Here is a 26,863-nt window from a genome sequence, read left to right as displayed (position 1 = left end):
TTCGGATGAGGAACCGCGTCGCCGGCCCTGCTCTACTCGATAGAGCAACCACTTCGCTACAGCCGGTCGGCCTCGATTCCCGGATCAACCCCGCCCACGACAACCCCTGCCGCCGAGTTCGGACAGTCGTTCCTCGATCGCACTGCGACACAAGGAGAAGACACCGTGAACGCCCCCGAATACACCGAACTCGACAGGATGGGAAACTCGCGCTCGGAGCGCTGGGGAGCTCGTATCACCAACTTCCTGCTGCACACCCAGGAAGGGAACGGCACCGCGGAATCGCTTGCGGCCTACCTCGGCAACCCCGACAACGGCGTCTCGTATCACTACACGCTCCGGGACGCGATCGTCTGCGATGTCGTCGATACCGACTATGCGTCGTGGTCGGTCCTCGACGCCAACAGCAATACGATCAATCTCTGCTTCGCGGGCAGCCGGGCCTCCTGGACGCGCGACGAATGGCTCGTCATCGAGGCAGACCTTCGGATAGCGGCCTGGCTGGCCGTTCAGGACGCGAAGAAATACGGTTTCGCCAGTGATGTGATCGCACCGCCGTATTCGCGAAGGGACGGTATCTCCGACCACAAATACGTCACCGAATGTCTCGGCATCGGCACTCATACCGACGTCGGCTGGAACTTCCCCTGGAGTGTCTTCGAGAGTCATGTCCGAGAGTTCGCCGGCGGTGTCCCGGTGGCCGGGGATATCGATCGCAAGGCAGCCGTATCTCCCTGGCTCGGCAAGCGTCTGGGCACCGGGCAGGAAATGCGAACGGCCGACGGCGTCGGCCGGTTCGTTCAGTTCGAGCACGGGTATATCTACTGGCATCCGTCCACGGGCGCGCATCCGATCCCCATATCACTGTTCCAGCGATACGCCGAAACCGGATGGGAAGCCGGACCCTTGGGCTACCCGATCACCGACCACACTGCGCTCCGAGACCCGGAGAACCGAGAATGGGGCGAGGTGCAGGGCTTCCAGAACGGGGCACTCTACCGGCGCAACGGCCGTCCCACGTACCTGGTGCACGGCGAAATCCGCGAGCGATGGAACCGGAGCGGATTCGAGAACGGCCCACTCGGCTGGCCGATATCCGACGAAATCGCCTACGACACCGCGACCTACCAGGAATTCGACAACGGCCGGATCTACTGGACGCCGAAACCGACGCTCGCGCTGCTGACGATCGGTGGACGCGACGAACCGCTGCGTGAGACCGCCTGAGTCGGTCGGCTACGGTTGCCGCACCGCGACGACGGGGACACCGAGAATATCGGTGACGATTCCCTCGAGCGCGCCCATTACATCCGCGGTCTGTTCGGCCGGTCCGCCGCGGGTATGCGCGGCCACCGAGAAACCGGGACCGAACGACGCCGAGGCGACCTCCTGTGGCGGCATATCCGACCAGCCCCATTTGCTGCCCTGAACACCGGGCAGTGCGGCGGTGCCCCAATTCTGCTCGGTGCCGTCGACGGCGGTCGGCGCCGCGGTGGCCATCCAGTCGAGAATCGGAGAATTCGGGTCGGTGGTCTGTTTAGCGGTGAGGAAATCGGCGAGATCAGCGGTGCTGGTGGTGGAGGTACCCCACTGCCCGGTGGATTGTGTCTGTTCCAAACCGTATTCGGCGGCGGTCGACCCGATCGCTTGCGGATATTTCACCGCGACGGTGTCGGCGGCGGCGTCGTCGGAGTAACGGATCATCCGTTCGGCGCACGCGCGATCCTCCGCGGAGCCGTCGCCGTGGCGCAAGGCGTAATCGGCCAGGTACAGCTTGGCCGTCGACAGCGCGCTGCGCGGTTCGTGCTCGTTGGCCGTACCCCATTCGATCCCCATCGGGGTGCGCAGGGATATCGCGCTGCGTGGGGGCACGCCATCCGGCGACATGCCCGGCTCGGGGTCCGACTGCGCGGACGCCGACATCGGCACGGCACCGAAAGAAGCGGAAGCGATCAGGATCGCCATCGCCACCGTCCGGTAACTCATGGTCTTCACCTCGATTTCGCAGACAACAGCCGCATCGAGCGCCCACGCGGTAATCCCGGGCGCGGCGCCATCGGCACGAATTCGGCGGAGTCCTTATTCGGCAACCGTACGGTGGTGCACAAATTCAAGGCTACTTCAGGGCAACCGCCAATGTCCTCGAATAAGCTCGATTGCAGAGATTCCCAGCAAACTGATTTCCGGTTCGCGCGCGCCCCATGATCGGGCGTTGCGCGCGAGCAACCATTTACTCCCTGACGAATGAACGCACCGAGCCGTGTCGGCTCGGTGCGTTCATTCGATGCGCGATCCGTCACCCATGCATCGGAATCGAAGTCATCCCTTGGCCAGTTCCGGAGCTACCGCTTCGAACTCGTCGGACCCTTCCGGGGCCGCCGCCCGGCTCGGAAGCAGCACCGCCACCACGATCACGATCAGCGCGAAAGCGGCACAGACGAGGAAGGCCAGGCGCATACCGTCGAGGTGGGCGGCGACGGCGTCCGCGCCGTCGGCGACGAGGCCGGTGCTGCGCGCCGACATCACGGTCACGACCAGGGCGGTTCCGAAGGCCGCGGCGACCTGTTGCAGGGTGCCGAGCATGGAGCTGCCGTGCGAGTACAGATGCTGCGGCAGCGCGCCGAGGCCGAGGGTGAAGACCGGCGTGAAGGTGACCGCCATCGACACCATCAACACGACATGCAGGGCCAGCAGCTGCCAGTACGGCATATCCATCGAGATCTGAGTGAACCCGGCCAGCGCCACGGCGATTCCGATCGCCCCGGGAATCACCAGCACGCGTCCGCCGAATCGGTCGAACAGACGTCCGACGGTCGGTCCGAGCAGCCCCATCCCCAACCCGCCCGGCATGACCAGCAGGCCGGTCTCCAAGGGGCTCAAGCCACGCAGGTTCTGCAGATAGAGCGGCAGCAGGATCATCGACCCGAGCATCGCCATGAACGCGACCGACATCAGAACCAGCGCCTTCGTGTAGGTGCCGGACAACAGGACCCGCAGGTCGAGCAGCGGCGTGCCGGTGCGCTGCAACCGCAACTGCCGGAACACGAACGCGGCGATGAGGGCCGCACCCGCGGCGATGATCAACGCCGGACCGGTGAGGTTGCCGGTCTCGAACTTGCTGAGCCCGTACACGAGACCACCGAAGCCGAACGCCGCCAGCACCACACTGGCCCAGTCGATCTCGCCCGCCTGCGGTTCACCGACATTCTCCAGCCTGCGCATGCCCAGCCAGGCGATCACCCCCGCGATCGGCAGCACCAGCACGAAAAGCCAACGCCACGAACCGATCTGCAGCACCAATCCGGAGATCACCGGACCCATCGCCGGCGCGACCGAAATGGCCAGGGTGACGTTACCCATCACCCGGCCGCGATCATGTTCGGGTACAACCGTCATCAGGGTGGTCATCAGCAGCGGCATCATCACCGCGGTGCCACCGGCCTGGACGATCCGTCCGATCAGCAGTACCGCGAAGGTCGGAGCGACGGCCGAGAGCGCGGTGCCCGTGATGAACACTCCCATCGCCACCAGATACGCCCGCCTGGTCGACACCCGCTGCAGGAACCAGCCGGTAGTCGGGATGACAGCCGCCATGGTCAACATGAATGCGGTGGAAACCCATTGCGCCGCCCGCTCGGTGACCTCGAGATCCGCCATCAGCCGCGGGATCGCGTTGATCATGATGGTCTCGTTCAGGATCACCACGAAGGTCGCGAGTACCAGGACCCGGATGACGGTCGGTGTCCGTCCCCCCGAGGCTGAGGCGGATGGTTCGGCGGACATCGGATACCTCCGGGGTATGGGGCGCTGACAGGTAAGTGTGGCCCGTTGCCGAGTAGCCGGATCGTGTCCCGGCCGCCACAGTGGTTGAGACGGACTCGGCTGCTCGAACTCATCGGGCGCGGGCCAGTATTCCGGGCGGCACCGACAAAAATCATCCGATTTTCTACCGCTCCCCTTCGCGGACCTCCACAATCCGCTGGTCGCCAGCTTCTTTTGGACTACCGCTGTACCTAATAGTGACCCTGGTCACCTAGAAATGCATAGTTTGATGCGCATATTTACGTAACTATATGTAGGACACCGGGTGTCGCGGTAGCCCACCGGGCACCGGAAGTTCACCAGGCACCGGAAGGTCACGGCCACACGGAAGGTCAACGGTCCGCGTCGGGCTTGCGCACATTCCAGTCGCCGGTGAAGGTCGCCTCCCGCTTCTGCGCGAAGGCCGCATAGGCCTCCGGGACATCGGCGGTGGCGAAATTGACCGCCTGGGCTCGTGATTCGCTGGCGAGCGCCTCCCGCATCGTCCGGTCGGCGCCCTCGTTGAGCAGCGCCTTCGTCTGCGCGACCGCGATGGGCGGACCCGCCGCCAGCCGCCTCGCCGTCTCGTCGACGAAGTCATCGATCGCGTCCGGCGATTTGATCCACGTGACCAGGCCGAGGGCGCGAGCCTCCTCGGCATCGATGGTCTCGGCGAGCAGCGCCAAACGTTTGGCCTGCTGAATACCGATGAGTTTGGGCAGCAACCAGGAACCGCCACAATCGAGCGAGAGTCCGCGGCGGGCGAATACCTGGGAGAAGGTCGCGTCCGGGGTGGCGACCACCAGATCACACCCCAACGCCAGATTCCACCCCGCCCCCACCGCGACGCCCCGCACCTTGGCGATGGTCGGCACCGAGAGATCGTGCAACCGCTGCGCGACTTCGGAAATCGCCTGGAGTTTGGTGAACGGGGCGGCATAGGGATCACTGTCGACGACATCGGCGCCGGCACAGAACGCTCCCCCGGCCCCGGTGACGACGACGGCGCGCACCGTCCGGTCGTGCGCGATCTCGTCCAATGCGGTGCGTAGGGCATCCCAGAGTTCGATAGTGATCGCATTCTTGCGATGTGGCCGGTTCAGGGTCAGCGTGCTGACGCCGCCACGCCGAAACTGTTGTAGCACAGGTTCTTCTGTCATCGAGTCGACTCCGTTCCCGTCCGAATGCCGTTCACCCCACACCGCCCGACCGATCAGGCTTTCGCGCCCACCTCGGGAACAACAGATACCCGACCGGGGCTTTACCGCGCGTACTCCGGTGCACCTTACAGTAAGGCGTCACAGTCGAATACGCACGGCCGTGAACAACCCGCTGTCATATTCGTCATCGAGGACAGAACCGGCACTCAGTTCGATTGCCCCCGCACATCGAACAGGGCCGGCAGGATCGTCGTGACTTTTTCGCGACTTCGAACTTGCCGACACGCGACTCGGTCATGCATGATCGGTGCGGTCGGCAACTCGACGATCAGCCGCCGGCCACGCCGTGGCGAACGGGGACCGTGTATCGCTTTGCGGCACTCGAGTATTCGAGCGGATCGAACCCTGGCCGCTCGGTAGCCACACCTGCTTCGAAAACTCCCCGACATGCCGTCGCGGCGCCAGTAGATCACGCCGCGTGGGCATTTCGACGATTCTCGTGGAAAGGCTCGCTGTCGATGATGTCCTATGCACCCGAGCGCCGCGCTTTCGTTCACGCGAACAGCAGACTGGCCGAACACCTGTGCGGCCTGCACGTCACAGATCTCACCGTCGAGCGCGCGCGACGATTACAGAAGATCCACGGCGAGCACCGACCCGACGACTGCCTCATCCACCTGGCCGCCGCGATGCTGCTGACGCGGAACACACAGTGACGCACTGTGAGTCCGTGCCGACCGGGTATCTCGCGGCACCGGGGTGACAGGCGAGCCGATCGCGCGCGAGCACGTGCGATGTCCTCCGCCCCCCGACGACGCACCCGCGTTTCGCAAGGCGGACTTCGACATTCGCCATCTACCGCGCGTGGTCGTATCAGCGATTCGATGAGCACCGAGCGCGGCTCGGGACAGCGTCCTCCCGAGCCGTACGCCCCGCTCACGGTGCGTACGGGTCGATCACCGGCCGGTCCGTGAGATCTCGATGCTCGGCGGCCCCGATCAGTTTCCGCATCTCCTGTTCGATCGCCGCGACAGCCTCCGGCGGCCCCGCGACACGGAGATCGGCGAGTCGTTGGAACACGGCGGCGGCACCGTATTCGCCAACGATTTCCGCCAGACCGATCCGTCGCGTCTCGCGGTGGGAATTCGCCACTGTGATCGAACCTCCCTCGTGGCCGTGCGCGCGCTCGGCCACATATGTCCCGATGCCGCGATCGGTCGGCGAACCGCAATCCGTGGCCGGATCGGTCAACCGTCGGCCACCGGCCCCAGCGCGGTCGGCCGCCCAGAGATCTCAGGCATATCCCGATAGCTATATGTTACTCAGAATTCCTCTCATGGAAACGGCGAATTCGAGCAGTACGCGTAGCGGAGGCGGTCGGCTTCCGGGGCAGGGGAATCTGCATGTCGGAAGATATACGCGCGAGCCTTCCCGAACCCGCGGACAACCACCGCGCGGCGGCCGTATCCACGCACTAACGGCACACACCGTTCTTCGAGCGACCGTGCACACCGGGGGCGAACAGAGCGCAAGCCCCACCCCCGCGTCACCGCCTGGCCCGACCGCGCCGAGTGATCGCTCGGCAATCCGTGCCGCAAAGTCGACCGAAGCGAGGAGGAGTCCAGTAAGTTATCAGCTGTTCCAGTATTGACCGGGCGCACTTCCGACGATTCGCCCGAGTCTCTCGCCCGATCTCGACCCGCCCCGCCGAGGCTCCGCGCGTCCACTGAGCCTCGGCCGACCGACCACGTACACGAACGGCACGCCCATGAGCACCAACGAAATCCGCCGAATCGCCGTAGATACCCAGATCCACGAAATCATCAACTACTTCGGCAAATGCGTTCGCTGCGGGTATCCAGCCACCGCTTCGGTCTACGTCACCACCTACAGCGACGGAACCGAATCCACCCAGGCATTGGCGACCTGCGGATCCCCTTGCGGCTGGACCGGACCCGCGACGCCTACCACCATGAGCGGGCAACCCCCCGTCATCCGGGGACCGCGGCGCGGCGCGTCCTGACATCGCGGCCGCGCACCCGCGCGACTACCGCTCATTGTTTGGCGACTCGGCGCAATTGGAGGATGCGCATGCCTCCGACCAGTGCCATCACCAGCGCACCACCGATCACCGACAGCAGCACCGCCACACCGATCGGCATGTTGAAATCCCAGAAGAACAGGCTGACCCGGATGGTCTGCAAATTCTGCAGAATGAAGATCAGCAGGACTACCAGGATGAGCACTCCGGCGACCAGGCCGATCCACGTGTCGCCGGTGCGCGAGGCGAGTGACTTCCTTGTCGTGACGGTGGACGTCACGGGGGGCGGCGTGGCCGTCTCGGGGCCGTGCGGATCTTCGGTGTTGGGGTACATGACTGCGGCATACCCACTGCGACAGAAAACATCGCCGCGAAGTGATCCCTCCCGTCCGGATTCCTGTCGGTCCACCCTGCCATCCTGGGGTTCGACTTGATTGCTGCTCGGGAGGCGGTGGTGGGCACGGACGCCTTCGACGCGACGGGTGAGTTCATGCCGGTACAGATCGCGGCATCCCCGATCCTGACCGGGTTCACCGCGTCCCTCACCAACCGCGACGACCTCGCCCCGCGCGCCCGCGACACCTACCGCGAACGTGTAGGTCACTACCTGAACTGGTTGCGCGACACCGGCGGCTACGACGATGCCCTGCACTCCCCCGTCGGCCGCGATCGCGCCGTCGACGCCTACCTCACCACCGCCGTGCACGATCGCGGCATCGCCACCCGCACCATCGACCTGACGCTCACCGCGCTCACCACCTTCTACGAATGGCTCGGGCTCGGCGCACCCGCGACACCCCGCGCGATCCTCGATCCCCTCACCCCCGACACCCTGTCCCCGACCGACCAGCGCGCCGTGCTGCACGCCGCCGCGGCCCGAGGTCCCCGCGCGTTCGCACTCATCGTCCTGAGTCTGGATGTGGGACCGACGAATACCGAGATCGCCGCCCTCGACCTCACCGGTCTCGACCTCGCCCGCTGGCCCGGCGCCCTCACTATCACCGATACCACCGGCGCCGCACGAGAAGTCCCGATCCAGGCGGGCACCCGTGCGGCATTGACCGCCTGGCTCAGCGAACGCCGTCGCCTACTGCGCGGTCGCCCCGAACAACGCGCCCTCTTCCTCGCCGAACACGCGCCCCACCACCGATTGGCCGTTCGCACCATCGATGATTCCATCCGCAGCATCGGCGCTGCCGCGGGTCTCGACATCTCGCCGGGCTCGCTGCGCGCGACCGCCGCACAACGCCTGCACCACCGGGGCCTCCCACCCGCCGCGATCGCCACCCGGTTGGGCCACCGAACACCCGACCCTCGGCGCGTACTCGACCACCCCGCTCGCACCCGAATTCCGCTCGGCGACAACGAACAACTCGACCTCTTCGCCGACAACGACCTTTAGAGATCGCCTCGGCGGCAAGCTGTCCCGCAGAGCGAACCGTCGGCACACCGTCGCCGTGATCGCGCCGACGGCGGGACAGTCGGCGGTTTCGCGGTCGAGCGTCGCTGGCTGCCATCGATACCGAACTCGCCGACGTGCTCCGCAGACATGTCGGGGCGGTTGGCGTGCTGTCGACCGTCGAGCCCGGGCGTGCGCGCAACGCGGCGCCCGGGGACGTGGGCCGGGGTGATCTGATCGCCCGGTACGGACATCGATCCCTCGTCGGTTGCGCTGGAGGATCTGACCGACGGGGGATTCACAGGGGCGACATAGTCGTCGAAGCCAACTCGCGCGGATGCTCCCCCGGGCTCGCCCGCCGACAGCGGTGGCCGATCGCGCACGGCCAGCGCCGGTTCCCGGCAGCGGGTGACCCGCCCCGATAATGGAAATATTCCTGTTTCACTACGGCGATCTTCTCACCTGAGGGTAACCGTGTTACCGTTTTGGATCCCCGTTCCTGGGTCCGCCAGTTATCTCGAAGTGGAGGCGTGATGCTCACCTTCCCGCCGACCGTCCGGCCGGTTCCGACACCGGGATGCCCCACGTACTCGGCCCGCACGGTGCGGCCGATCTCGCACGCCCGGACACCGCGTTGCGGATATCGCATACTCCATGGTGGTCGGTAGCGAGCGATGGAACGTCATATCGCCGTCGAATTCGGCATCGAGGGCCTGCCCGTCCTGCACTACCGCGCGGAAGAATCCGTGGCGACCGCGTTCGCGGCGGAGATGCGCCGACTCCGGCGGGCGCGCACCGTCAGCATCGATGATCGCGTGACACGGGATATGGATCCCCTCCCGTGTCAGAGGCTATTCGAGCGCTAGCCGCGACGGCTCAGATCGACCGAAATCACACCGCGGGCCTCGGACGGCATCAGGCTTGCAGGAACGCGAGAAGATCGGCGTTGATGGTGTCCGCGTGGGTGGTGGGCATACCGTGCGGAAACCCCCGATAGGTCTTCAGTGTCCCGTTCCGCAGCAGCGCCGCCGACTTCGGACCCGAGGCCACGTAGGGCACGATCTGATCGTCCTCGCTGTGCATCACGAGGACCGGGACGCCGATCCGCTCGAGGTCCGCGGTGAAATCGGTCTGGGAGAACGCGGCGATGCCGTCGTAATGCGCCTTCGCGCCGCCCATCATGCCTTGGCGCCACCAGTTTCCGATGATCGCCTCCGACGACCGCGCGCCCGGTTGGTCGAAGTTGTAGAACGGGCCCGATGGCAGCGCCCGATAGAACTCCGAACGATTGGCCGCGAGCTGCGCCCGCAGATCATCGAATACCGATTCGGGCAGGCCATCGGGGTTGGCCTCGGTTCTGACCATCAGCGGCGGCACCGCGCTGATGAGCGCGGCTTTCGCTACTCGGCTCTCGCCGTGGCGCGCGATGTAGTGCACCACCTCACCGCCGCCGGTGGAGTGGCCGACGTGAACGGCCTCGCGCAGGTCGAGGTGTTCGACGACCGCCGCCAGATCGTCGGCGTAGTGGTCCATATCGTGCCCGTCACCGGTCTGGGTGGAGCGACCGTGGCCGCGCCGGTCGTGGGCGACGACCCGGTAACCCCGCGCCAGGAAGAACAGCATCTGGTTGTCCCAGTCGTCGCTGGACAGCGGCCAACCGTGGCTGAAGACGACGGGCTGCCCCTGCCCCCAGTCCTTGTAGAAGATCTCGGTGCCGTCGGACGTCGTGATGGTGCCCATGGTGCGCCTTTCCGTCGTTGGCCGCGCCGATGCCGTGGTCGTCGGCGCGGTGGACGTGGCCGAGGATCGGCGGTGCGGACCGAGGTGAACAGGCTGTCGGGTGGGTCTTCATCGAGGATGGCGACGGCCGAAGCGGACGCCGACCACCGACAGCATACTTTCAGCAATCAATCCGTGAATACTTCGACACCGGGTCGACCGGGAACGCGGTCATACCGTGGTCGAGGCGAGAACGTCGGGGCCGTATTTCTTCTCGATCAAGGTCCATGGGTCGGCGTAGGGGCCGCGTCCTTCGCGGCGACGCTGGACGGACAGCGCGAAGCGGATCGCCGGACGAAGAACCGGGCCGAGCGCGCGGGCGAGCACACGACGCCGCCCCATGGAGTCGGCGATCCAGGAGACGGTGTCGGGCCAGTCGTGCCGCTGGAATCCGAGCAGAGCCTCGGATTCGGTGGTGTCGAACCAGCCGGTGAAACTCCAGCCCCTGTCGTCGTCCGGGTCGCCGGGCAGACCGGCCGACGGCCCCAGCCTGCCGAGGCCCGCGGCCTGCATCATGTCGTCTTCGAGGTCGCGTTGCCGGTGCGTGTAGGTGTCGTTGCCCGCGATCAGCAGAGTTCTGCCGTCGACGCGGTCACCTCGGTCGACCGCGTTGGCGAAAGCGAGCCCGACATCGCGTCCGTCCACCGCGTGAATCCGGTTGTCCACCGGCGTCGCGCGCATCAGGAGCAGGTAGTCCCCGCCCAATGTGGACGCACCGGCCGGTGAGATGACCCCACCCAACCGCAGCACCGCGTGCGGCAGGCCGCTGTCGCGGACGGCCGTCTCGGCGAGCACTTTGTCCTCGCCGTAGTGGTCGATGGGATCGACCGGCGTATCCGGCGTAATGCGCTCGGGGTAGTGGTACGGATTGCGTGATCCGTAGACCGCGGCGCTGGATGCCTGGATGAACAGTGGCGGCTCGTCGAGGGCTGCGGCCGCGACCAGTACGTGTTCGGTGCCGCCGACGTTGACCTTTCTGGCGCGCCCGGGATCTCGGTACGACAGCGGTGCGACGATCGCCGCGAGGTGCACGATGACGGCGGGCCGATGTTCGGCGACGAGGTCGGCCACGGCGGCAGCGTCGAGCAGATCGACATACGCCGGTACCAGGGCGCCGGGACGCGCCCTTCCGGACAGATCGCGAGCGACGGCGACGGTCCTGTCGTTGCGCAGATCCAGCGCGATCACCTTTTTGCCCCGACCGAGCAGGATGTCCACGCAGAATGTTCCCACCTGCCCGAACGCGCCGGTGACGAGAACAGTGTTGTCGGACATCGGTATTGCACCTCGCGGGAAGAAGGGGGTTGAGGACTACTACTCGGGACTACTACTCGGCCGAGCGGCGCACGAGCCTCGCTCCGGCATTTCGCATGCGCTCGGAGACGCGCAGGGAGAAGACCGGGTTGACGATGTCTTCCCGAAGCCGAGTCAGCTTCGAGGTCTTGATCCGCCAGTGTCCGTCGCTCTTTTCGTAGGTCTCCCGGTAGTGGCCGTATCCGTAGAGGGTGATCGACAGCGCGGGCACCAGTCGCACGACGTCCTGCAATGCCCAGATACCGCGGGCGGTCGTCGCCGAGGTCAACTCGATCTCCGGGGCGTGCACCTGGTGCACCGTCTGCTGAGAAGCCTTGCCCAGGTTGTTTCGCGTGAACGCCACGAACTTCTCCGCGCCGATGACCACTTCACCGCCCGCCTGCGAGGTGTCGCTGACGAAGTCGTCGGTGAACACCGCCCGCCACGCCTGCCAGTCCTTGGCGTCGAGATGTCGGCAGTAGCGGGCCTTCAACTGCTTGATCGCTTCGATCTCCAGCAGCACGGTGACGTCATCCACACGCGATTCCTTTCGACGGTGACGGCACGGATTCGCTCGTCCCCGCGGGCTCCGACGCCGTCGGCCACCCACGCGAGGACCGACGGCACCGAGCGCTTCCGAGGGGCACGCGCTGAGCGTAGAAGCCGGTGACAGCCGTGCGCAATATTTTCTCCGATCGGGAAAAATTTCCGTCGAAACGCTCCGCGGGCGGGATCGCGAGGTGTAAGCAGGAGCAGACCCACGGGAGAACATCGCCGCTCCGCCACGTGCGTCACGTTGATCGAGAGAGGTATCGATGTCATCGACCAAGTACCGAGTCGTCCAGTGGACGACCGGCAATGTGGGGACCAGTTCGGTGCGCGCACTCGTCGCGAATCCCGCGATCGAACTCGTCGGCTGTTTCGCCTGGGCACCGGATAAGGTCGGGCGCGACGTCGGCGAGTTGTCGGGCGGGGCGTCGCTGGGGGTGGCGGCCACCGACGATATCGGCGAGTTGCTCGCACTGAAGCCCGATTGCGTGGTCTACAACCCCATGTGGTTCGACGTCGACGAAGCGGTGCGCATCCTGTCCTCCGGCGTGAATATCGTGACCACGGCCTCCTTCATCACCGGCCACAATCTGGACGAGGGGCGGGATCGGCTCGAGCAGGCGTGCCTGCGCGGCGGGTCCACGATCTTCGGCTCCGGTGTGAGTCCGGGCTTCGCCCAACTGTTGGCCATCGTGGCGGCGAACGCCTGCGACCGGGTCGACAAGGTGACCATCGCCGAATCGGCCGACACCACGTTCTACGACTCGCCCGCCACCGAGCGGCCGGTGGGATTCGGCAGACCGATCGATGACCCCGAGTTGCCGGGAATGGCCGCGCGCGGCACCGCCGTCTTCGCCGAAGCCGTTCGGCTGGTGGCCGATTCGCTCGGCATCGAACTCGACGAGGTGCGGTGCGAGGCCGAATACGCCCAGACCACCGAGGATCTCGACCTCGGGTCGTGGACCATCGGGAAGGGTTGCGTCGCCGGTGTGCACGCGAGTTGGCAGGGCCGCGTCGGCGACGAGACCGTCATCGACATCAATGTCCGCTGGCGTAAGGGCCAGACCCTCGACCCGGACTGGAAACTCGACGGCGACGGCTGGAAGATCACCATCGACGGTCGGCCGACGGTGAATATGACCGTCGGATTCCTCCCGCCGCCCGATTTCCAGGCCGAGACGATCGCCGACTTCATGGTCCTCGGGCACATCATGACCGCCATGCCCCCCATCCATGCGATCCCCGCGGTCGTCGCGGCCGCACCGGGCATCGTGACCTATAACGATCTGCCGCTCATACTTCCCCGTGCTGTCACCGCACGGGGCTGAATTCGCGTCGCAGGGTAGGAGAGTTCAGTGTTGTCGAATCGAACACTCGTCGTCCTCGTGGCGGCGACGGCACTACTCGTCGCCGGTTGCGGCGGACGAAGCGGGACGAGCGACGAACGATCCTCGACCGCGACGGTATCGAGCGAATTCGGCGACCTCGGGGCCGTGTGCGGCGGCGGCAAGCACACGCGGGCCTCGGCCAAGGGTGTCACCGCGGACACGATCAGGATCGGCGTGTTCAGCGATCTCGGATTCACCAAGAATCCCGAATTCATCGACGCCGCGAAGGTTTTCGCCGCATGGTGCAATGACCACGGCGGTATAGGTGGTCGCAGGATCGATGTCGCGGTCCGCGACACGAATCTCACCGAGGTCCGCCAGCGCATGCTGGAAGCCTGCCGGGAGGATTTCGCGCTCGTGGGCGGCGGCGCGGGTCTCGACGCGCTGGGCGTGAAGGATCGGCTGAACTGCCTGCTACCGAGTTTTCCCGCCCAGGTGGCGCAGGCCCGCAGCGTGGGAGCCGACCTGGAGATCAGCGCCTCACCGACTTCGCTCGCGCACCACGATATCTACACCGGATTCCGGCATTGGCTGGTCAAGGAGGCGTATCCGGATTCGATCGGCAAGGTCGGCATCGTCACCGCCGACTCCCCCGTGTCGAAAGTTCTCGGAGCCAAGGGCAAGGAGAGTTTCGAGGCTCAGGGCGCGGCGGTCGTCTACGACGACCTGTACCCCATCGCGGGAATGTCGAACTGGACTCCGTTCGCGCAGGCGATCAAAGAGAAAGGCGTCCGCGGCCTGATCTTCAACGGCGAACCCCGTCAACTCGCGAAACTCGAAGAGTCGCTGACGTCGATCGGCTACCGACTCGACTGGATCGACGCGACGAACAACAACTACTCCCCCTCCTTCCTGCACGACGCGGGCACGTCCCTCGGTTTCCAGAACAATGTCGCCGACCTCGGCGGCGTCGCACCATTCGAGAAGGCCGACACCGTGCCTGCCGTCGAGCAGGTCCGGGCCATGTTCGCCGAATACTCGCCCGACACGGAGCTGACCTTCCCGCAACTGCGGGCGATATCCGCCTGGCTGCTGTTCGCGAAATCCGCGGCGAGCTGCGGCGACGATCTCACCCGCCGGTGCGTCTACAACGCGGCGTCCTCGGAGAAGTCGTGGACGGCGGGCGGCCTGCAAGCGCCGATAAATCTGTCCGACCGCGACGCCCCGTCGGGCTGCTTCAATGTCGAGCAGGCGACAACCGAGGGCTGGAAGCCCGCCGACTTCACACCCGACACCGGTCTCTACCGTTGCGACGTGACGCCGTACCGGTACCGGGCCGATTACGGCGCACCCATGACACTCGCCGACGTCGGCAAGTCCATGACCGACCTCGAGTAGCGCAGCCGGCGATCGGGCGTGGCGAACCCGGTCGCTCGGACCGCCGCGGCGGCTATCCGGGTGGCCGTTTCCGGCTCAGCACCCGCTCCAGCCCGGCCAGGATCACGGTCATCTTGAACTCGAGCTGGTCGTCGTCGTCCTGTCGCCCCGCGACCACTTCGCGCAGCACGGGAAGTTCCTTGTCACCGGCCGCCTGCAAGGCGCGGATCACCCCGGGAACGTCGGGATGCCCGTGATGTTGGGCGACGAGTACGGCGTTCAGACCCGAGGAGAACCCCGTCTCGGTGATCAGGGTGAGCGCGGCGCGGGCGTCGGCGGTATCGAAACCCGCGCCGACCAATGCCTCGAGTACGCGCTCGACGGGTTCCAGCGTGCCGAGCCCACGCGCGCCGGGCAGCCGGACCGACGTCGCCAGGACGCCGACCTGCACGACGGCGTCCCGCAGCGCCGTCGTATACGACCGCACGACATCGCGCCAGTCGCTGTCGACCGGCAGCGTCACCCGAGCCAATTCGGTCTCGAACACATCCAGCGCCACCAGTTCCCGCAGGCCCTCGCGATCTCCCACGTGGTAGTTGAGGGCTTTGGGATCGACGCCCAGCTCGTCCGCGACAGCCTGCATCGTCAACGCCTCCGGCGCGACATTCCGTGCGGCAGAGGCGATCCGCTCGAGGCTCAGCTGCCGGGGACGACCACGACGGCGCGGCGCGGCCCCGCCGTCCGCCGCCTCGGGCAGGTCACACGTTCCACCGCTCACACCACCAGCCTATTGCCGGGCGCGCCGTAACCTCGACCGACTGTCGATCCGGTCGGCACCGAGCCACCGACCACGCGGTAATTCAGTCCTGCACTCCGGATACCGCCTTGGCATTGGCGGTGAAGTCGGCGAAGCACGCGCAGCAACTGCTCGGGAGGGGCCTGCAACGCCTGCTTCACGTGCGCGATATTGCGCTCGGCATAGCGGCGAATCGCGGCCAGGAATATGCCGTCGAGCGTGCGGAAGTAGTACTGCACCAGACTCGACGTGACCTCGGCCTTCGCCGCGACCGCGCGGAAGGTCACGGCCGCATAGCCTTCTTCGAGCATCAACTGCTCGACGCAGTCCAGCAGTACATCCCGCGTCTTCGATGTCTCGGCACCGAAACGCCGGGGTGAGGCCGTCATGTCCAACCTCCTTGCGATCAGCGAATCAACGGAAACTCCACCGGACGCCATACGATTGTATGGCACCCCGGCCGAGCGCGCCCTCGGTCACCGGAACCGTATTGTGACGGAGCAGAACACCATTCGTCGGTCAGCGTAGGAGCCATCAGTGACCAGCAGTACCGATACGTCGAGGGCCGCGCGGGTTCTCGGCAGGCCGTTCCATATCGGTGACCTCACCATCCCCAACCGGATCGCCATGGCGCCCATGACGCGGAAGTTCTCGCCGGGTGGCGTACCCGGTGACGACGTCGCGCGGTACTACGCCCGACGGGCAGCGCTCGACGTGGGGCTCATCATCACCGAGGGCACCTTCGTCGGGCACCCTTCGGCCGGGATGAGCGATCGCATTCCTCGTTTCTGGGGCGAGGACGCCTTCGCCGGCTGGCGTCGTGTGGTCGCGGATGTGCACGAGGCGGGCGGAAAGATCATCCCGCAGCTGTGGCATGTCGGGGTGACCCGTGTCGAAGGTTCGGGGCCCGTCGCGTCCGCGCCGCCGGTGGGGCCGTCCGGCATCGGGCTCGACGGCGCGCCCAAGGGCGAGGCACTCAGTACCGGCGATATCGATGACGTCGTCCGAGCGTTCGCCGACGCGGCGGCGGCGGCGCGACTGCTCGGCTTCGACGGACTCGAATTACACGGCGCGCACGGCTATCTCATCGACCAGTTCCTGTGGAACCGCACCAATAAACGCACCGACGGATACGGGGGCGACCTCGCATCGCGGACTCGTTTCGCCGCGGAGATCGTCGCCGCCGTGCGTGCCGCGGTGACGCCGGATTTCCCGATCTTCTTCCGGCTGTCGCAATGGAAGTCCGACAACTATGACGCCAGGATCGCCGACAACCCGGCCGAACTCGAGCGGATCCTCACCCCGCTGGCCGAGGTCGGCGTCGACGTCTTTCATGCCTCGACTCGGCGATACTGGATCCCGGAATTCGATGGCAGCGATCTGAATCTGGCGGGCTGGGCCAGGAAACTGACCGGAAAGCCTTCTATCACAGTCGGTTCCGTCGGATTGGACAAAGAATTCGTCGGACCTTCGGGACGGGCCGCCGAAAGTTCGGTGACCGACATCGGGGAGCTGCTCGACCGAGCCGAGCGCGATGAATTCGACATGGTCGCGGTCGGAAGGGCCCTGGTCGCCGATGCCGAATGGGCACGCAAGACGCTCGGCGGTCACTCGGAGGACATACGGCCCTACAGTGTCGAGCATCTGGCCTCCCTGTCCTGAGCCGCGCGATGGCGCTCGTCACAGCGGTGCCAGCACCTCGGTGACGAAAGCCATAGGCAGCGAAGGTATTTCGCCAGAGGCGTCGGCCATTTCCCGCAGCAGGGACGTGACGGTCGGGTCCCCGAATCTGAGGAGCCCCACGAGCCCCCGTTCGGCGCACCGGACCACCACGGCCAGCAGGATTCGCTCGGCCTCGTCTCGCTCACCCGTCGCGACCAGGCAGGCGATCAGGAGCAACCGGGCCTGCACGAGCGCGCGGGGACGCGGCATCTCCGCGACACGGCCGACCAGTATTCGCGCCCGCGCACAGGCGCGCCTGGACGCGGTGACCGATTGCCGCGCGAGCAATCTCCTGATCGCCGAATCCTCCCAGAGTTCGGCGGTGAGCAGTGCGATGCCGTCGGCATCGGCCGGTGGCATCGGGGCGGACGTGCGGTCCACGTCGGGGAGCGGGAGCCCCGCGGCGATACTGTCGTTGGCGATGCGGGCCGCCAGACGGGGCAGCGATAGTTTGGCGGCCAGACGCCACCCGTCGGCCAGACGCTGTCCGGCCGTCTCGACATCACCGCGCAGCACCTTGATGCGCGCCCCCGTCCCATGGGTTGCGGCCATCGATTCGACCACGCCGCCCTCGCTGCCGAGGGTCGCGTAACCATCGTCGAGCAACTGCTCCGCCGCGTCGAGTTCGCCCCTGTCGAAGAGCAACTCGCCCAGGAGCGCGCCCGCGGTCCTCGCGCTGTGCGAACGGCTGCCGCCGGATTGCCGTGCGACCCGCAGCGCAGTGCGAAAACTGTCCTCGGCCGCGCCGATCTCGAGTTGTCCGTTGGCGGCCAAACCCTCGAAACAGTGCCCGTACATCACACTGAACGGCCCCCTGTTCCTGCGGTGATAGGCCGCGGCCCACTGCTGCCATCGGCGCGCGTCGGGATAGTCGAAGCGATAGACCGCGACGAATGTCGCCATATCGGCCGCGGTGTTGACCACCCAGGGATGGAACAGCTCGGGCCGCGCCAGGCAGTCCGACAGCAATTCGCTCACACCGTCGACCCGGTCGGCCGCGACGCGCACGGCCGCGTCGAGCACCGCGGCCTCCGCGGCCAGCACGCCGGAATCGGGCTCGGCCGCGAGCAATGACCGCACCTGCCTCACCGCGGCATCGGCCGCCGACTGATGCTGGAGCAGCAGGCTGGTCCAGACGATGGTCATCTGCAGTCGCAGACTGGACCGGACCGCGTCGGGCGGGAGTTTCGCGATCAAACCGGGCAAGGTCGCGCTCTGCGCTTGTTCGAACAGCCGGGGGGCGTCGTTCTCGACCAGTTCCACCGCGTGCGCCTCGTCGCCCGCGGCCAGTGCGTGATCGACCGCCTCGCGCAGGAAGTGATGGTCGGCGAACCACCGGGAGGCGATGCGGTGCAGGTCGGCGACCCAGTCGGGATGGTCACGGGCCAGGCGCTGGCGCAGGAAGTCGGCGAACATGTGGTGATAGCGCACCCACCCGGGGTCCGAATTCAGGCGGCTGAGGAACAGGTCGCGCGCCTCGACCTCGGCCAGCAGCGCTGCCCCATCGGGCGTCGCGGACAGCGCCGCCGCGAGGTCACCGTTCAGTCGCTCCACGATGGAGGTGCGCAACACGAACGTCCGCAGGCGCGGCTCCAATCCGTCCAGCACGTTCTCGGCGAGGAAATCGCCGATGGCGTGGTTGCCGCCGGAGATGTTCCCGATGAACTCCCCGGGATCCTCGCACTCGCGCAGCGACAGCGACGCCAGTTGCATCGCGGCCACCCACCCCTCCGTCGATTCCATCAGGTGGGTCATATCGGCGGGGTCGAGAGCGAGTCCGCCCGCGCCTTCGAAGAACAGCCTCGCCTCGGGCAGGGTGAAGCGCAGGGTATCGGCACCGATTTCGACCAGTTCGTCCTGTACGCGCATCGTGCTCATCGGCAGTCCGCCGCAGTGCCTGCTGGTGACGATGAACTGCAGGTGGTGGCAGCCGTGCTCGAGCAGATAACCCAGCACCGCGATGGCTGAGGGGTCCACGACCCGGTGCCAGTCGTCGATGACGAACGCGACCTGCCGACCTCCGGCGTGGACTTCGTTGATCAGCGTGGTGAGCACATACGGTTCGGCCTCGTCGCCGTGTACCTCCAGCAGCTGCGCCAACTCCGCGGCCAGGTCGGGCAGCGCCTGCCGCAGCGCCTCGACGAGATGGACCAGCAACCACATCGCATTGTTGTCGTCGCGGTCGATACTCAGCCAGGCGACCGCCACACCCTGCTCGACCAGCGTCGCGCGCCATTGCGCGGTGAGTGTGCTCTTCCCGAACCCGGCGGGTGCGTGGATCACGATTAGCCGTCGCCGCCGACCCTCGCGGAGCACGTCGAGCAACCTCTCACGCGTCACCTGCGGACGACTCGGCGTCGGCGGCCGGAATTTCGTCACGGCCGTCGGCTTCGGACGCGGGGTCGACGACGCCGGAGCGCGCTGGGTTTCGGCGATCGGCGCGGCGGCACGCGAACTGTCGGAATCCTGTTCCACCGCTTCGGATTCCGAGGGCAGCACCATTCGATCCCGCGCGAGGCCGTGCCGCTGCTGGATTTCGCCGAGATGGCGGCCGAATGCCGCGGCCGACGGATAGCGTTCGGCGGGATCCTCGGACATCGCACGTTCGATCGCACGGCACACGTCATCCGGGATGTCGTGTTCGCGGAGGTCCGGAATCGGATCGGAGGTGATGCGCAGGAATTGGGTGACCACTTTCTCCCCGACCCGGCGTTCGAACGCGGCATGTCCGGTGATCAAGCAGAACAGTGTGGCGCCGAGACTGTAGACATCGGAGACGGCGGTCGGCGCGTGTCCCTGCAGCACCTCGGGGGCGGTGAAGGCCGGGGAACCGGTGATCACACCCGTACTCGTGACGAAACTGCCCGAGACATGGGCGATTCCGAAATCGGTCAGCTCCGGTTCGTCGTAGTCGGTCATCAGGATATTGCCCGGTTTCACATCCCGATGCAGCACGCCCGCGCGGTGTGCCGCCTCGAGCGCACCCGCCACCTTCACCCCGACGCCGAGCGCGTCACTCCACCGCATCGGCCCGTCCCGTCGAATGCTGTCCTGCAACGACTTGCGCGCGTGGAAGGGCATGACGATATAGGGGCGACCCGCGGTCAGGACGCCGCTGAACAGAATGCTGACGATATTCGGATGTCCGGAGAGCTTGCCCATCGCGCGTTGTTCGCGCAGGAACCGCTCGAGATGTTCGGCTTCCAGATCCGTGGTCAGCACTTTGACTGCCACGGTGCGGTCGAGGGCGGCCTGTTCGCATCGGTAGACCACACCGAAACCGCCGCGACCGATCTCGGTGGCGTCATCGAAACCAGCCGCCTTCAGGTCGGCGGCAATTGTCCCGGCGAGGTCGCGTTCGGTACGCGGCAGGTCGTTGTCGACCATCGGTGGACCCTAACTCCCGACCACGTGTGCCGTCCCGGAATCACCACATCCGGGACGGGTGACCGAGCCGCCCACCAGCATGATGCCAGCATACGCGGCCCCGGCCACCGTATTCGCCGCTAGACCAGGTATCGGTCCGGCCACCGCACGGGTCCGGCTACCCTTTCGACGCCAGCGAGGTGAGCAGCGCCCGGGTGTGCGCCGCCTCGTCGCCGCCCACGAACACCGATCCGACGAATTCGGTGGCGCCCGCCTCGAAAATCGCTTCGATACGGGCCGACACCTGCTTCTCCGAGCCGATGATCGCCAGATCCTCCGGTCCGTCCACGCCCTCGCGTTCCATCATCGCCCGGTACGAGGGAAGCGCGCCGTACGCGGCGAAGTTCTCGCCGGCTTTCTGCCGCGCGGCCTCGACGTCATCGGTGACCAGGACCGGCAGCGCGCAGACGATGCGCGGAGCAGGACGATCCGCCGCGGCTGCCGCTGCCGTGATCGTCGGCGCGATGTGATCGCGGATGGTCGCGGCGCCGGTCATCCACAGCACCGTGCCGTCGGTTCGCCTGCCTGCCAGCCGCAGCATCTGGCTGCCGAGCGCCGCGAGCAGCACGGGAACCCCGCCCTCGCCCGGGACGGACAGCTGCAGATTCACCGTGTACATCTCGCCGGAATACGACACGGGACTGCCTTCGAGCAGCGGAACGAGGACGGACAGGTACTCCTTCATATGCCGCGTCGGGCGGTCGAAATCGTATCCGAACATGTTTTCGATGACGATCCTGTGGGACAGGCCGATACCCAATGTCAACCGGTTCGGTCCTGCCGCGAGTGCCGTGGTCCTGGCCTGCTGGGCCAGCGCACCAGGATGACGCGGATAGGTCGGCACAACGGCAGTGCCGATCGCGATATCGGGCACCTGGCTACTCGCCACGGCGAGCGCGGTGAGCGCGTCGACGCCGAAGATATGCGACAACCAGGCCGAATCGAAACCCTCCTCGGCGCTGCGTCGCAGTTCGTCGGTCAATCGGCGCAGGCCATCGGGGCCGGAGGGTGCGTTGAGCAGGGTACCGATCCGCACGGCGGAGACCTCCTGATATCGGGACAGTGGACGCGGCGGCACGATCTCGCCGACTGCCGAGCCTACGGTCTCGGATCCGTCTGTGAAGCAGGGATCGGAGGCGTTCCGGCACCGAGAAAATTCGGTGGGCGCACCGCGACCGGTGTGATAGAAATCGGCGTCATGTCGGAAACAGGTCTATTCGCCGGGATCGAATCGGTAGCGCGGATCGAAGCGGCCGAACGAACCCTCATCGAAGAGGGCGCACGAGCGGCGGCCACGCGGGACCCGCGAGAGCCGGTGGTATCCCTGCCGATCGGCGGCGGCAGCGCGGTGTGGGCCGGTCCGGACTCGCCGCTGAACAAGGTCGTCGGCGTCGGGATGGACGGCGACCTCGACGACGGCGAGCTGGCCGCGGTGGAACAGGCGTTCGCCGAACGTCATTCGCCGGTGCAGTTCGAGGTGTCGACGGTCGCCGACCCCGCCGTCGTGACACGACTGAGCAAGCGCGGCTATCTCCTGTTCGGATTCGAGAACGTGCTCGGACTGCGGCTCGCGCCGGGCCGGGCCGCCTCGCACGCTGACGGGGTGGACATCGGCGCAGTCGGACCAGAGGAGATCGACACCTGGATGCGGGTAGTGGTCGACGGATTCGTGAATCCCGATACCAGCGGTGTCGCCTCGCACGAGGAATTTCCGCGCGAGGCCATCGAGCGCGCCGAACGAGATATGGCGGCGACCACCGGTTTCGTCGCCTCACTCGCGCGGATCGACGGTGCGCCCGCCGGCGGCGCGGGCCTGCGACTGCACGACGGGATCGCCCAACTCTGCGGCGCTGCCACACTGCCGCGGTATCGACGACGCGGAATCCAGAGCGCCTTGCTCTCTTCGCGACTGGCAGTGGCGGCCGAGGCCGGATACGATCTCGCGGTGGTCACCACGCTGCCGGGCACCACGTCGCAGCAGAATGTGCAGAGGCTCGGCTTCCAGCTGCTCTACGCACGCGCGATCGTCGTGCGCCCAGCGCCCGGCCATTGAACGCGAAGCGAGGTGAGGCAGTCGTCGGAGACCGACGCATCCGCCCCGCACGCACCCGCTCCGCGGTCATCGGCGAGGGCCTGTCAGGTTGTCGCCCGCAATATCTGCTCCGAGTTCGCCGGGCGCAGCCCATCGGCCCGGCCGGTGAAGTAGCGGCGGCTCAAATCGTCCGCCGAAATGATCTCCGCCGCGACGAAACCCGACTCCTCGGCCAGGTTCCGCATGTCGTCCGGGGTGAAGAAGCTGCGGAACGGCGTCCCCGAAGCGCGTGCGTTCTGTTCGATCGCCCGGCGCATCGACTGTTCCTCCGGCCCGACGAACTCCAGTGGCAGCAGGTAGGTCATGGCGACCGTCGACCCGGGGGCCAGCATCGAGAGCTGTTGCAGCGTGGTGATATTCGCCTGACGAGTCAGATACATGGCGACACCGGTGGAACTCACCACCGCCGGACGGTCGGGGTCGAAGCCCGCGGTGGTCAACCGATCCCACCACGAGTCGGTCTCGAAGTCGACGGGTACCAGCCGCAGCCGTTCCGGCACGCCGTAACCGAGTTCGATGAGACGGCGGCGCTTCCACGCCTGCGGACCGGGCTGATCGACCTCGAATACGGTCAACCGCGCCGCGAGTTCGGGCCTGCGCTGCGCGAAGGTGTCCAGCCCCGCCCCGAGCAGAATGTACTGGTCGACACCGTGTTCGATCTGTTCGGTGAGCAGATCCTCGACGAAACGCGCGCGGGCGACGATACCCGCGCGCGATGAGCTCGTCGCGCGCGAATCCATATCGGGACGCAATCGCCAGTCGTCCTCGACATCCGCGAGCCGCACACCGATATCGTCCTCGATGACATGCGGCGGTGGATCGTCCTGCGCGTGCACAGCGCGCCACAGGGCGACCCGGACCGCCGTGCTGTCCGGTGCGACGGCACCCTCGCCCCGCACCGTCACTGCTTCCCCGGAGCCTGCAGCGCCCACAGGCGGCCGTCCGGATCGCGGACGGTCATTTCCTGTGTGCCGTAATGGGTTTGCTCGAAAGCGCTGACGACCTCGATATCCCCGTCGAGCCGGAAGTTCTGCTGGTCGGCAACCTTCAGGACCAACTGCGTCCGCGGTTCCCGTGTCGGCGGGACCTCGGCGACGAAGACGTAAGGCCCCTCGCCGCTGCGGAACTGGCCGGATTGATGATCGGTTTCGAATTCCATCTCGAAGCCGAGCGCCCGGAGGAATCCGGCCGTGCGGCCCCAGTTGTGGGTTTCCAGGAATACCGCCTCGATGCCATCGGTCGTCATATCAATCCTTTCCCGAATCCTGCTGCTGTTTGGTGTCGTCGAGGTAGGCCCGCAATGCCTCCGCGACCAGCGCCGACAGGGACGACCCCGTCTCGATCGCGCGATATTTGACCTGTTTGATCAGCCCGATCGGCAGGTACACGTTGAACTGCTTCACATCCTCGTCGCCCACGAACCGACGCTAGCATGCTAGCAAGCTAGGTAACAAGACCGGCGCGCGGAACATCAGCCACGAACTCAGTGGTGCGACCGCTCGACCTACCCCGCTACCGCGTGGAACTCCTCGCGATGCTCTACCCAAGGACGCCGACGCTCGTCCTCGCTCATCGCCAGCAATTCACGCAACTTCCCCCACGCCACCTCATCCACCGGCGTATATACCTGCATCCACGAATGCGGCACCGCCGGCAGCGACATACTCGTCAAGAACATTTCCAGCTCGCCCACCGCCAGGTTGCGAATCTGCTTCGTGCGACTCGCCGGGATCGCGACGTCGTTGCGCGCCCACAACGACGCGAAATGAGCGCTCTCCGAACACAACTCAGCGATGAAGTCCTCCCAGCCCGGATCGCCGATATTCTTGGCGTAAGCGCCGCGCAGATAGCCGACCATGCGGCGCAAGTCATCCCAATTGTGTTGGTAGGTATTGCAGCATTCGGGAGTCAAGAAGACGCGGCGGGCCACATTGCGCTCGCCGAGCAGAAAACCCGGACACAACGCCTCGTAGGACGAGTTGTGCGCCAACACGTCATAGCGACTGCTCAAGACCACGCCGGGCAATGGCTCCAAATGATCGAGGATCACCTGTAATTCTTCCGGCAACACCGACCCCGCGTACGCCGTCGGCACCGTCGGCACATCCGCCAACCGATACAGGTGCGCCGTCTCCGCCGCATCCAACGACAGTGTCCGCGCCACCGCATTCAGCACCTGCACACTGGCATTGATGTTTCGCCCCTGTTCGAGCCAGGTGTACCAGGTTATTCCGATCCCGGCCAACTGAGCGACTTCCTCCCGCCGCAAGCCGGGAGTCCGCCGTCGCGGTCCCGGCGGAAGCCCAACGGCTTCCGGCGAAATCCTGGCGCGACGAGATTTCAGGAACGCGCCCAATTCGGCGCGGCGAGCTCTGCGTACCACCTGGGCATCAACGGCATCGGCCATGATTCGATCATCCCGGACTCTGCTACAGGTATCCAGGTGCTACTGGTACCAGTACTCGCGGCACATCGACGGCCGGTGCGCCGGCTCGCGACTACCCGGGTGGTGGCAGTACTAGTTTTCCTGGGCTCCTGTTACCAGTGCCGGAATGGCCGCAAGATCACGGATATGACCCAGACCTCTTCGCCGAACCGGGCTCCCGGCGCGGCCGGTATCGTGGCACAGGCGCCGCCCGCCTACGGTGCGCGGCGCCCTCTCGCCATTCTCGCGGTAATACTCACCGGACAATTCATGGCGGTACTGGACAACTCCATCGTCAATGTCGCCATTCCCTCGATTCGCGACGATCTGCGCAGCAGCGGCTCGGCGCTTCAGCTGATCGTGGCCGGATATGTGATCGCCTACGCCGTTCTCCTGGTCACGGGCGCGCGGCTCGGTGACCGATTCACCCAGCGTCGCGCCTTCGTCGCGGGGCTCACCCTGTTCACCGTGTCCTCGTTGGCCTGCGGTCTGGCGTGGAACGGGACCTCGCTGATCGTGTTCCGCTTCATGCAGGGTATCGGAGCCGCGGCCATGGTGCCCCAGGTGATGACGCTGATCCAGCGCAATTTCACGGGCAACGCTCGCGCGAAGGCGCTCAGCGCCTACTCCGCCATCATCTCGGGCGGCATGGTCGTCGGACAGCTCCTCGGCGGGTTGATCGTGCAGGCGGATCTATTCGACAGCAGCTGGCGCGGTGTCTTTCTCGTGAACGTGCCGATCGGCGTGGTGCTACTCGTTGTCGCGCCGAAGGTGTTGCCCGCCAGCGCACGTTTCGACCGCGCGGTGGATCTGCCCGGACTGGCCATGCTGACAGCGGCGGTGCTCCTGCTCGTGCTTCCGCTGGTACTCGGCCACGAACAGGACTGGCCGCTGTGGACCTGGATCGCCCTCGGCGCCAGCGTGATCGCCGTCGGAGCATTCCTACTGATCGAGCGCGCGGTCGCGGCGCGGGGCGGGGAACCGCTCTTCGCGCGGCGCACACTTCGGACACCGAGGCTGTTACTCACGGCCGCAACCCTTTTCGTCATCATGGCGACCTTCAGCGGATGGATGTTCGTGATGGCCATCCATCTACAGAGCACACTGGACTACAGTGCCCTGCACGCTGGACTGCTTTTCACCCCGATGGGTCTGACCTTCGCACTGGGCAGCCTGTACTGGGAGCGCATTCCGGCCCGAATGCACGCGCTGATGATTCCGGCCGGATTGGTCGTCGGCGCCGTTTCGATGGTCGCACTGGGCATGTCGCTACGCGAAGGTGCGGACTTCGGGGTGACGGCCATGACCCTGTTCGGCATCATGGGCCTCGGCACCGGACTCGCCTTCAGCCCTCTGATGACCCGCACCCTGGCCAGGGTGCCGATGGATCTGGCCGCCGACGCCAGCGGCATCCTGGTCACCAGTGTGCAGTTGGGCATCGTCGTCGGTATCGCGACCTTCGGGACCGTATTCCTCGGTCTCGCGGGAGCGACGCCACTTTCCGCCGCACACGCCCTCGGCGGCACCGCGATCGCCGAGGGCGTCACGGTACTCCTCGCCGCCGCACTCGCGACGCGGGCCGCACGGTAGCCACGACCGCCGAATCCGGTCCGGTGTCCACAGGTCTCGGGCAAACGGTTCGTGTCGACGACTCTCCTCTAGCGTGGTCGTCGAC

At 66.3% G+C, this 26,863-nt stretch carries 25 protein-coding genes and 1 pseudogene; 10 read left to right on the top strand and 16 right to left on the bottom strand.

The window, feature by feature from the left end; genetic code table 11:
• The first annotated feature begins 165 nt into the window (after positions 1-165).
• Positions 166-1,227: a hypothetical protein gene (locus ABZS43_RS26535; protein WP_355038680.1), complete on the top strand. Its 1,062-nt coding sequence runs from the start codon at positions 166-168 to the stop codon at positions 1,225-1,227.
• Between the two features lie 9 nt (positions 1,228-1,236).
• Here ABZS43_RS26535 and ABZS43_RS26530 read toward each other — a convergent pair whose 3' ends face one another.
• The 3 genes from ABZS43_RS26530 to ABZS43_RS26520 form a co-directional block, all read right to left on the bottom strand.
• On the bottom strand, positions 1,237-1,986 hold the full coding sequence (locus ABZS43_RS26530; RefSeq protein ID WP_355038679.1) for a hypothetical protein: 750 nt from the start codon (positions 1,984-1,986) through the stop codon (positions 1,237-1,239).
• Between the two features lie 333 nt (positions 1,987-2,319).
• The gene (locus ABZS43_RS26525) at positions 2,320-3,783 is read right to left on the bottom strand and encodes an MDR family MFS transporter (protein ID WP_355038678.1); all 1,464 of its coding nucleotides are present in this window, start codon (positions 3,781-3,783) and stop codon (positions 2,320-2,322) included.
• 371 nt (positions 3,784-4,154) lie between these two features.
• Entirely contained in the window at positions 4,155-4,961 is an 807-nt protein-coding gene (locus ABZS43_RS26520) for an enoyl-CoA hydratase-related protein (protein WP_355038677.1), read from the bottom strand.
• A gap of 518 nt (positions 4,962-5,479) precedes the next feature.
• Between ABZS43_RS26520 and ABZS43_RS26515 the strand changes: the two genes are divergently transcribed.
• Positions 5,480-5,677: a hypothetical protein gene (locus tag ABZS43_RS26515; protein ID WP_355038676.1), complete on the top strand. Its 198-nt coding sequence runs from the start codon at positions 5,480-5,482 to the stop codon at positions 5,675-5,677.
• A 220-nt stretch (positions 5,678-5,897) separates the two neighbouring features.
• On the opposite strand, the gene ABZS43_RS26510 is transcribed toward ABZS43_RS26515, so the two are convergent.
• Positions 5,898-6,113: a hypothetical protein gene (locus ABZS43_RS26510; protein WP_355038675.1), complete on the bottom strand. Its 216-nt coding sequence runs from the start codon at positions 6,111-6,113 to the stop codon at positions 5,898-5,900.
• 616 nt (positions 6,114-6,729) lie between these two features.
• Here ABZS43_RS26510 and ABZS43_RS26505 point away from each other — a divergent pair.
• Positions 6,730-6,984: a hypothetical protein gene (locus ABZS43_RS26505; RefSeq protein WP_355038674.1), complete on the top strand. Its 255-nt coding sequence runs from the start codon at positions 6,730-6,732 to the stop codon at positions 6,982-6,984.
• A gap of 31 nt (positions 6,985-7,015) precedes the next feature.
• Here the strand turns inward: ABZS43_RS26505 and ABZS43_RS26500 are convergent, their stop codons facing one another.
• Positions 7,016-7,336 (bottom strand): lipopolysaccharide assembly protein LapA domain-containing protein, encoded by a 321-nt coding sequence (locus tag ABZS43_RS26500; RefSeq protein ID WP_355038673.1) that lies wholly within the window; start codon positions 7,334-7,336, stop codon positions 7,016-7,018.
• A gap of 120 nt (positions 7,337-7,456) precedes the next feature.
• On the opposite strand from ABZS43_RS26500, the gene ABZS43_RS26495 reads away from it, so the two are divergent.
• Both ABZS43_RS26495 and ABZS43_RS26490 read left to right on the top strand, forming a co-directional pair.
• The gene (locus ABZS43_RS26495) at positions 7,457-8,404 is read left to right on the top strand and encodes a tyrosine-type recombinase/integrase (RefSeq protein WP_355038672.1); all 948 of its coding nucleotides are present in this window, start codon (positions 7,457-7,459) and stop codon (positions 8,402-8,404) included.
• 671 nt (positions 8,405-9,075) lie between these two features.
• Entirely contained in the window at positions 9,076-9,267 is a 192-nt protein-coding gene (locus tag ABZS43_RS26490) for a hypothetical protein (RefSeq protein ID WP_355038671.1), read from the top strand.
• A 49-nt stretch (positions 9,268-9,316) separates the two neighbouring features.
• Here the strand turns inward: ABZS43_RS26490 and ABZS43_RS26485 are convergent, their stop codons facing one another.
• The 3 genes from ABZS43_RS26485 to ABZS43_RS26475 all read right to left on the bottom strand — a co-directional run bounded on the left by ABZS43_RS26485 (position 9,317) and on the right by ABZS43_RS26475 (position 12,011).
• Entirely contained in the window at positions 9,317-10,141 is an 825-nt protein-coding gene (locus tag ABZS43_RS26485; protein WP_355038670.1) for an alpha/beta hydrolase, read from the bottom strand.
• Positions 10,142-10,351: 210 nt separating this feature from the next.
• Positions 10,352-11,455, bottom strand: a complete 1,104-nt coding sequence (locus ABZS43_RS26480; RefSeq protein ID WP_355038669.1) for an NAD-dependent epimerase/dehydratase family protein — start codon at positions 11,453-11,455, stop codon at positions 10,352-10,354.
• Positions 11,456-11,507: 52 nt separating this feature from the next.
• Positions 11,508-12,011, bottom strand: coding sequence for a nuclear transport factor 2 family protein (locus ABZS43_RS26475; RefSeq protein WP_355038668.1), 504 nt, complete (start codon positions 12,009-12,011; stop codon positions 11,508-11,510).
• Between the two features lie 277 nt (positions 12,012-12,288).
• On the opposite strand from ABZS43_RS26475, the gene ABZS43_RS26470 reads away from it, so the two are divergent.
• Together ABZS43_RS26470 and ABZS43_RS26465 are read left to right on the top strand one after the other, a co-directional pair.
• Entirely contained in the window at positions 12,289-13,350 is a 1,062-nt protein-coding gene (locus ABZS43_RS26470; protein WP_355038667.1) for a dihydrodipicolinate reductase, read from the top strand.
• A 27-nt stretch (positions 13,351-13,377) separates the two neighbouring features.
• On the top strand, positions 13,378-14,748 hold the full coding sequence (locus tag ABZS43_RS26465; protein WP_355038666.1) for an ABC transporter substrate-binding protein: 1,371 nt from the start codon (positions 13,378-13,380) through the stop codon (positions 14,746-14,748).
• Between the two features lie 52 nt (positions 14,749-14,800).
• Here ABZS43_RS26465 and ABZS43_RS26460 read toward each other — a convergent pair whose 3' ends face one another.
• Positions 14,801-15,505 (bottom strand): TetR/AcrR family transcriptional regulator C-terminal domain-containing protein, encoded by a 705-nt coding sequence (locus ABZS43_RS26460; protein WP_355038665.1) that lies wholly within the window; start codon positions 15,503-15,505, stop codon positions 14,801-14,803.
• A 185-nt stretch (positions 15,506-15,690) separates the two neighbouring features.
• A pseudogene (locus tag ABZS43_RS26455) lies at positions 15,691-15,912 on the bottom strand (TetR/AcrR family transcriptional regulator); the annotation flags it as partial.
• 148 nt (positions 15,913-16,060) lie between these two features.
• On the opposite strand from ABZS43_RS26455, the gene ABZS43_RS26450 reads away from it, so the two are divergent.
• The gene (locus ABZS43_RS26450) at positions 16,061-17,185 is read left to right on the top strand and encodes an NADH:flavin oxidoreductase (protein WP_355038664.1); all 1,125 of its coding nucleotides are present in this window, start codon (positions 16,061-16,063) and stop codon (positions 17,183-17,185) included.
• Between the two features lie 18 nt (positions 17,186-17,203).
• Here the strand turns inward: ABZS43_RS26450 and ABZS43_RS26445 are convergent, their stop codons facing one another.
• The gene (locus ABZS43_RS26445) at positions 17,204-20,632 is read right to left on the bottom strand and encodes a protein kinase (protein ID WP_355038663.1); all 3,429 of its coding nucleotides are present in this window, start codon (positions 20,630-20,632) and stop codon (positions 17,204-17,206) included.
• 157 nt (positions 20,633-20,789) lie between these two features.
• Positions 20,790-21,707 (bottom strand): TIGR03564 family F420-dependent LLM class oxidoreductase, encoded by a 918-nt coding sequence (locus ABZS43_RS26440; RefSeq protein ID WP_355038662.1) that lies wholly within the window; start codon positions 21,705-21,707, stop codon positions 20,790-20,792.
• Positions 21,708-21,869: 162 nt separating this feature from the next.
• Between ABZS43_RS26440 and ABZS43_RS26435 the strand changes: the two genes are divergently transcribed.
• Positions 21,870-22,724 carry a GNAT family N-acetyltransferase gene (locus tag ABZS43_RS26435; RefSeq protein WP_355038661.1) on the top strand — a complete coding sequence of 285 codons (855 nt, stop codon included), beginning with the start codon at positions 21,870-21,872 and terminating at the stop codon, positions 22,722-22,724.
• Positions 22,725-22,807: 83 nt separating this feature from the next.
• Here ABZS43_RS26435 and ABZS43_RS26430 read toward each other — a convergent pair whose 3' ends face one another.
• The 4 genes from ABZS43_RS26430 to ABZS43_RS26415 form a co-directional block, all read right to left on the bottom strand.
• Positions 22,808-23,662 carry a class I SAM-dependent methyltransferase gene (locus ABZS43_RS26430; protein WP_355038660.1) on the bottom strand — a complete coding sequence of 285 codons (855 nt, stop codon included), beginning with the start codon at positions 23,660-23,662 and terminating at the stop codon, positions 22,808-22,810.
• 2 nt (positions 23,663-23,664) lie between these two features.
• The gene (locus tag ABZS43_RS26425; protein ID WP_355038659.1) at positions 23,665-24,009 is read right to left on the bottom strand and encodes a VOC family protein; all 345 of its coding nucleotides are present in this window, start codon (positions 24,007-24,009) and stop codon (positions 23,665-23,667) included.
• Between the two features lies 1 nt (position 24,010).
• On the bottom strand, positions 24,011-24,181 hold the full coding sequence (locus ABZS43_RS26420; protein WP_355038658.1) for a CopG family transcriptional regulator: 171 nt from the start codon (positions 24,179-24,181) through the stop codon (positions 24,011-24,013).
• An 86-nt stretch (positions 24,182-24,267) separates the two neighbouring features.
• Entirely contained in the window at positions 24,268-25,170 is a 903-nt protein-coding gene (locus ABZS43_RS26415) for a helix-turn-helix transcriptional regulator (RefSeq protein WP_355038657.1), read from the bottom strand.
• 165 nt (positions 25,171-25,335) lie between these two features.
• On the opposite strand from ABZS43_RS26415, the gene ABZS43_RS26410 reads away from it, so the two are divergent.
• Positions 25,336-26,778 (top strand): MFS transporter, encoded by a 1,443-nt coding sequence (locus ABZS43_RS26410; RefSeq protein ID WP_355038656.1) that lies wholly within the window; start codon positions 25,336-25,338, stop codon positions 26,776-26,778.
• Positions 26,779-26,863 lie beyond the last annotated feature (85 nt).

The organism is Nocardia sp. NPDC005366, assembly GCF_040606855.1.
GTDB lineage: Bacteria > Actinomycetota > Actinomycetes > Mycobacteriales > Mycobacteriaceae > Nocardia.
Note: the sequence above shows the minus strand (reverse complement) of the source record. Positions and strands in the feature narration are given on the sequence as shown.

Bases quoted from the DNA above. Each gene is read 5' to 3' on its own strand.
- ABZS43_RS26530 (WP_355038679.1), bottom strand. From the start codon at position 1,986: ATGAGTTACCGGACGGTGGCGATGGCGATCCTGATCGCTTCCGCTTCT.
- ABZS43_RS26525 (WP_355038678.1), bottom strand. From the start codon at position 3,783: ATGTCCGCCGAACCATCCGCCTCAGCCTCGGGGGGACGGACACCGACC.
- ABZS43_RS26520 (WP_355038677.1), bottom strand. From the start codon at position 4,961: ATGACAGAAGAACCTGTGCTACAACAGTTTCGGCGTGGCGGCGTCAGC.
- ABZS43_RS26515 (WP_355038676.1), top strand. From the start codon at position 5,480: ATGATGTCCTATGCACCCGAGCGCCGCGCTTTCGTTCACGCGAACAGC.
- ABZS43_RS26505 (WP_355038674.1), top strand. From the start codon at position 6,730: ATGAGCACCAACGAAATCCGCCGAATCGCCGTAGATACCCAGATCCAC.
- ABZS43_RS26500 (WP_355038673.1), bottom strand. From the start codon at position 7,336: ATGTACCCCAACACCGAAGATCCGCACGGCCCCGAGACGGCCACGCCG.
- ABZS43_RS26490 (WP_355038671.1), top strand. From the start codon at position 9,076: ATGGAACGTCATATCGCCGTCGAATTCGGCATCGAGGGCCTGCCCGTC.
- ABZS43_RS26485 (WP_355038670.1), bottom strand. From the start codon at position 10,141: ATGGGCACCATCACGACGTCCGACGGCACCGAGATCTTCTACAAGGAC.
- ABZS43_RS26480 (WP_355038669.1), bottom strand. From the start codon at position 11,455: ATGTCCGACAACACTGTTCTCGTCACCGGCGCGTTCGGGCAGGTGGGA.
- ABZS43_RS26470 (WP_355038667.1), top strand. From the start codon at position 12,289: ATGTCATCGACCAAGTACCGAGTCGTCCAGTGGACGACCGGCAATGTG.
- ABZS43_RS26445 (WP_355038663.1), bottom strand. From the start codon at position 20,632: ATGGTCGACAACGACCTGCCGCGTACCGAACGCGACCTCGCCGGGACA.
- ABZS43_RS26435 (WP_355038661.1), top strand. From the start codon at position 21,870: ATGTCGGAAACAGGTCTATTCGCCGGGATCGAATCGGTAGCGCGGATC.
- ABZS43_RS26425 (WP_355038659.1), bottom strand. From the start codon at position 24,009: ATGACGACCGATGGCATCGAGGCGGTATTCCTGGAAACCCACAACTGG.
- ABZS43_RS26415 (WP_355038657.1), bottom strand. From the start codon at position 25,170: ATGGCCGATGCCGTTGATGCCCAGGTGGTACGCAGAGCTCGCCGCGCC.
- ABZS43_RS26410 (WP_355038656.1), top strand. From the start codon at position 25,336: ATGACCCAGACCTCTTCGCCGAACCGGGCTCCCGGCGCGGCCGGTATC.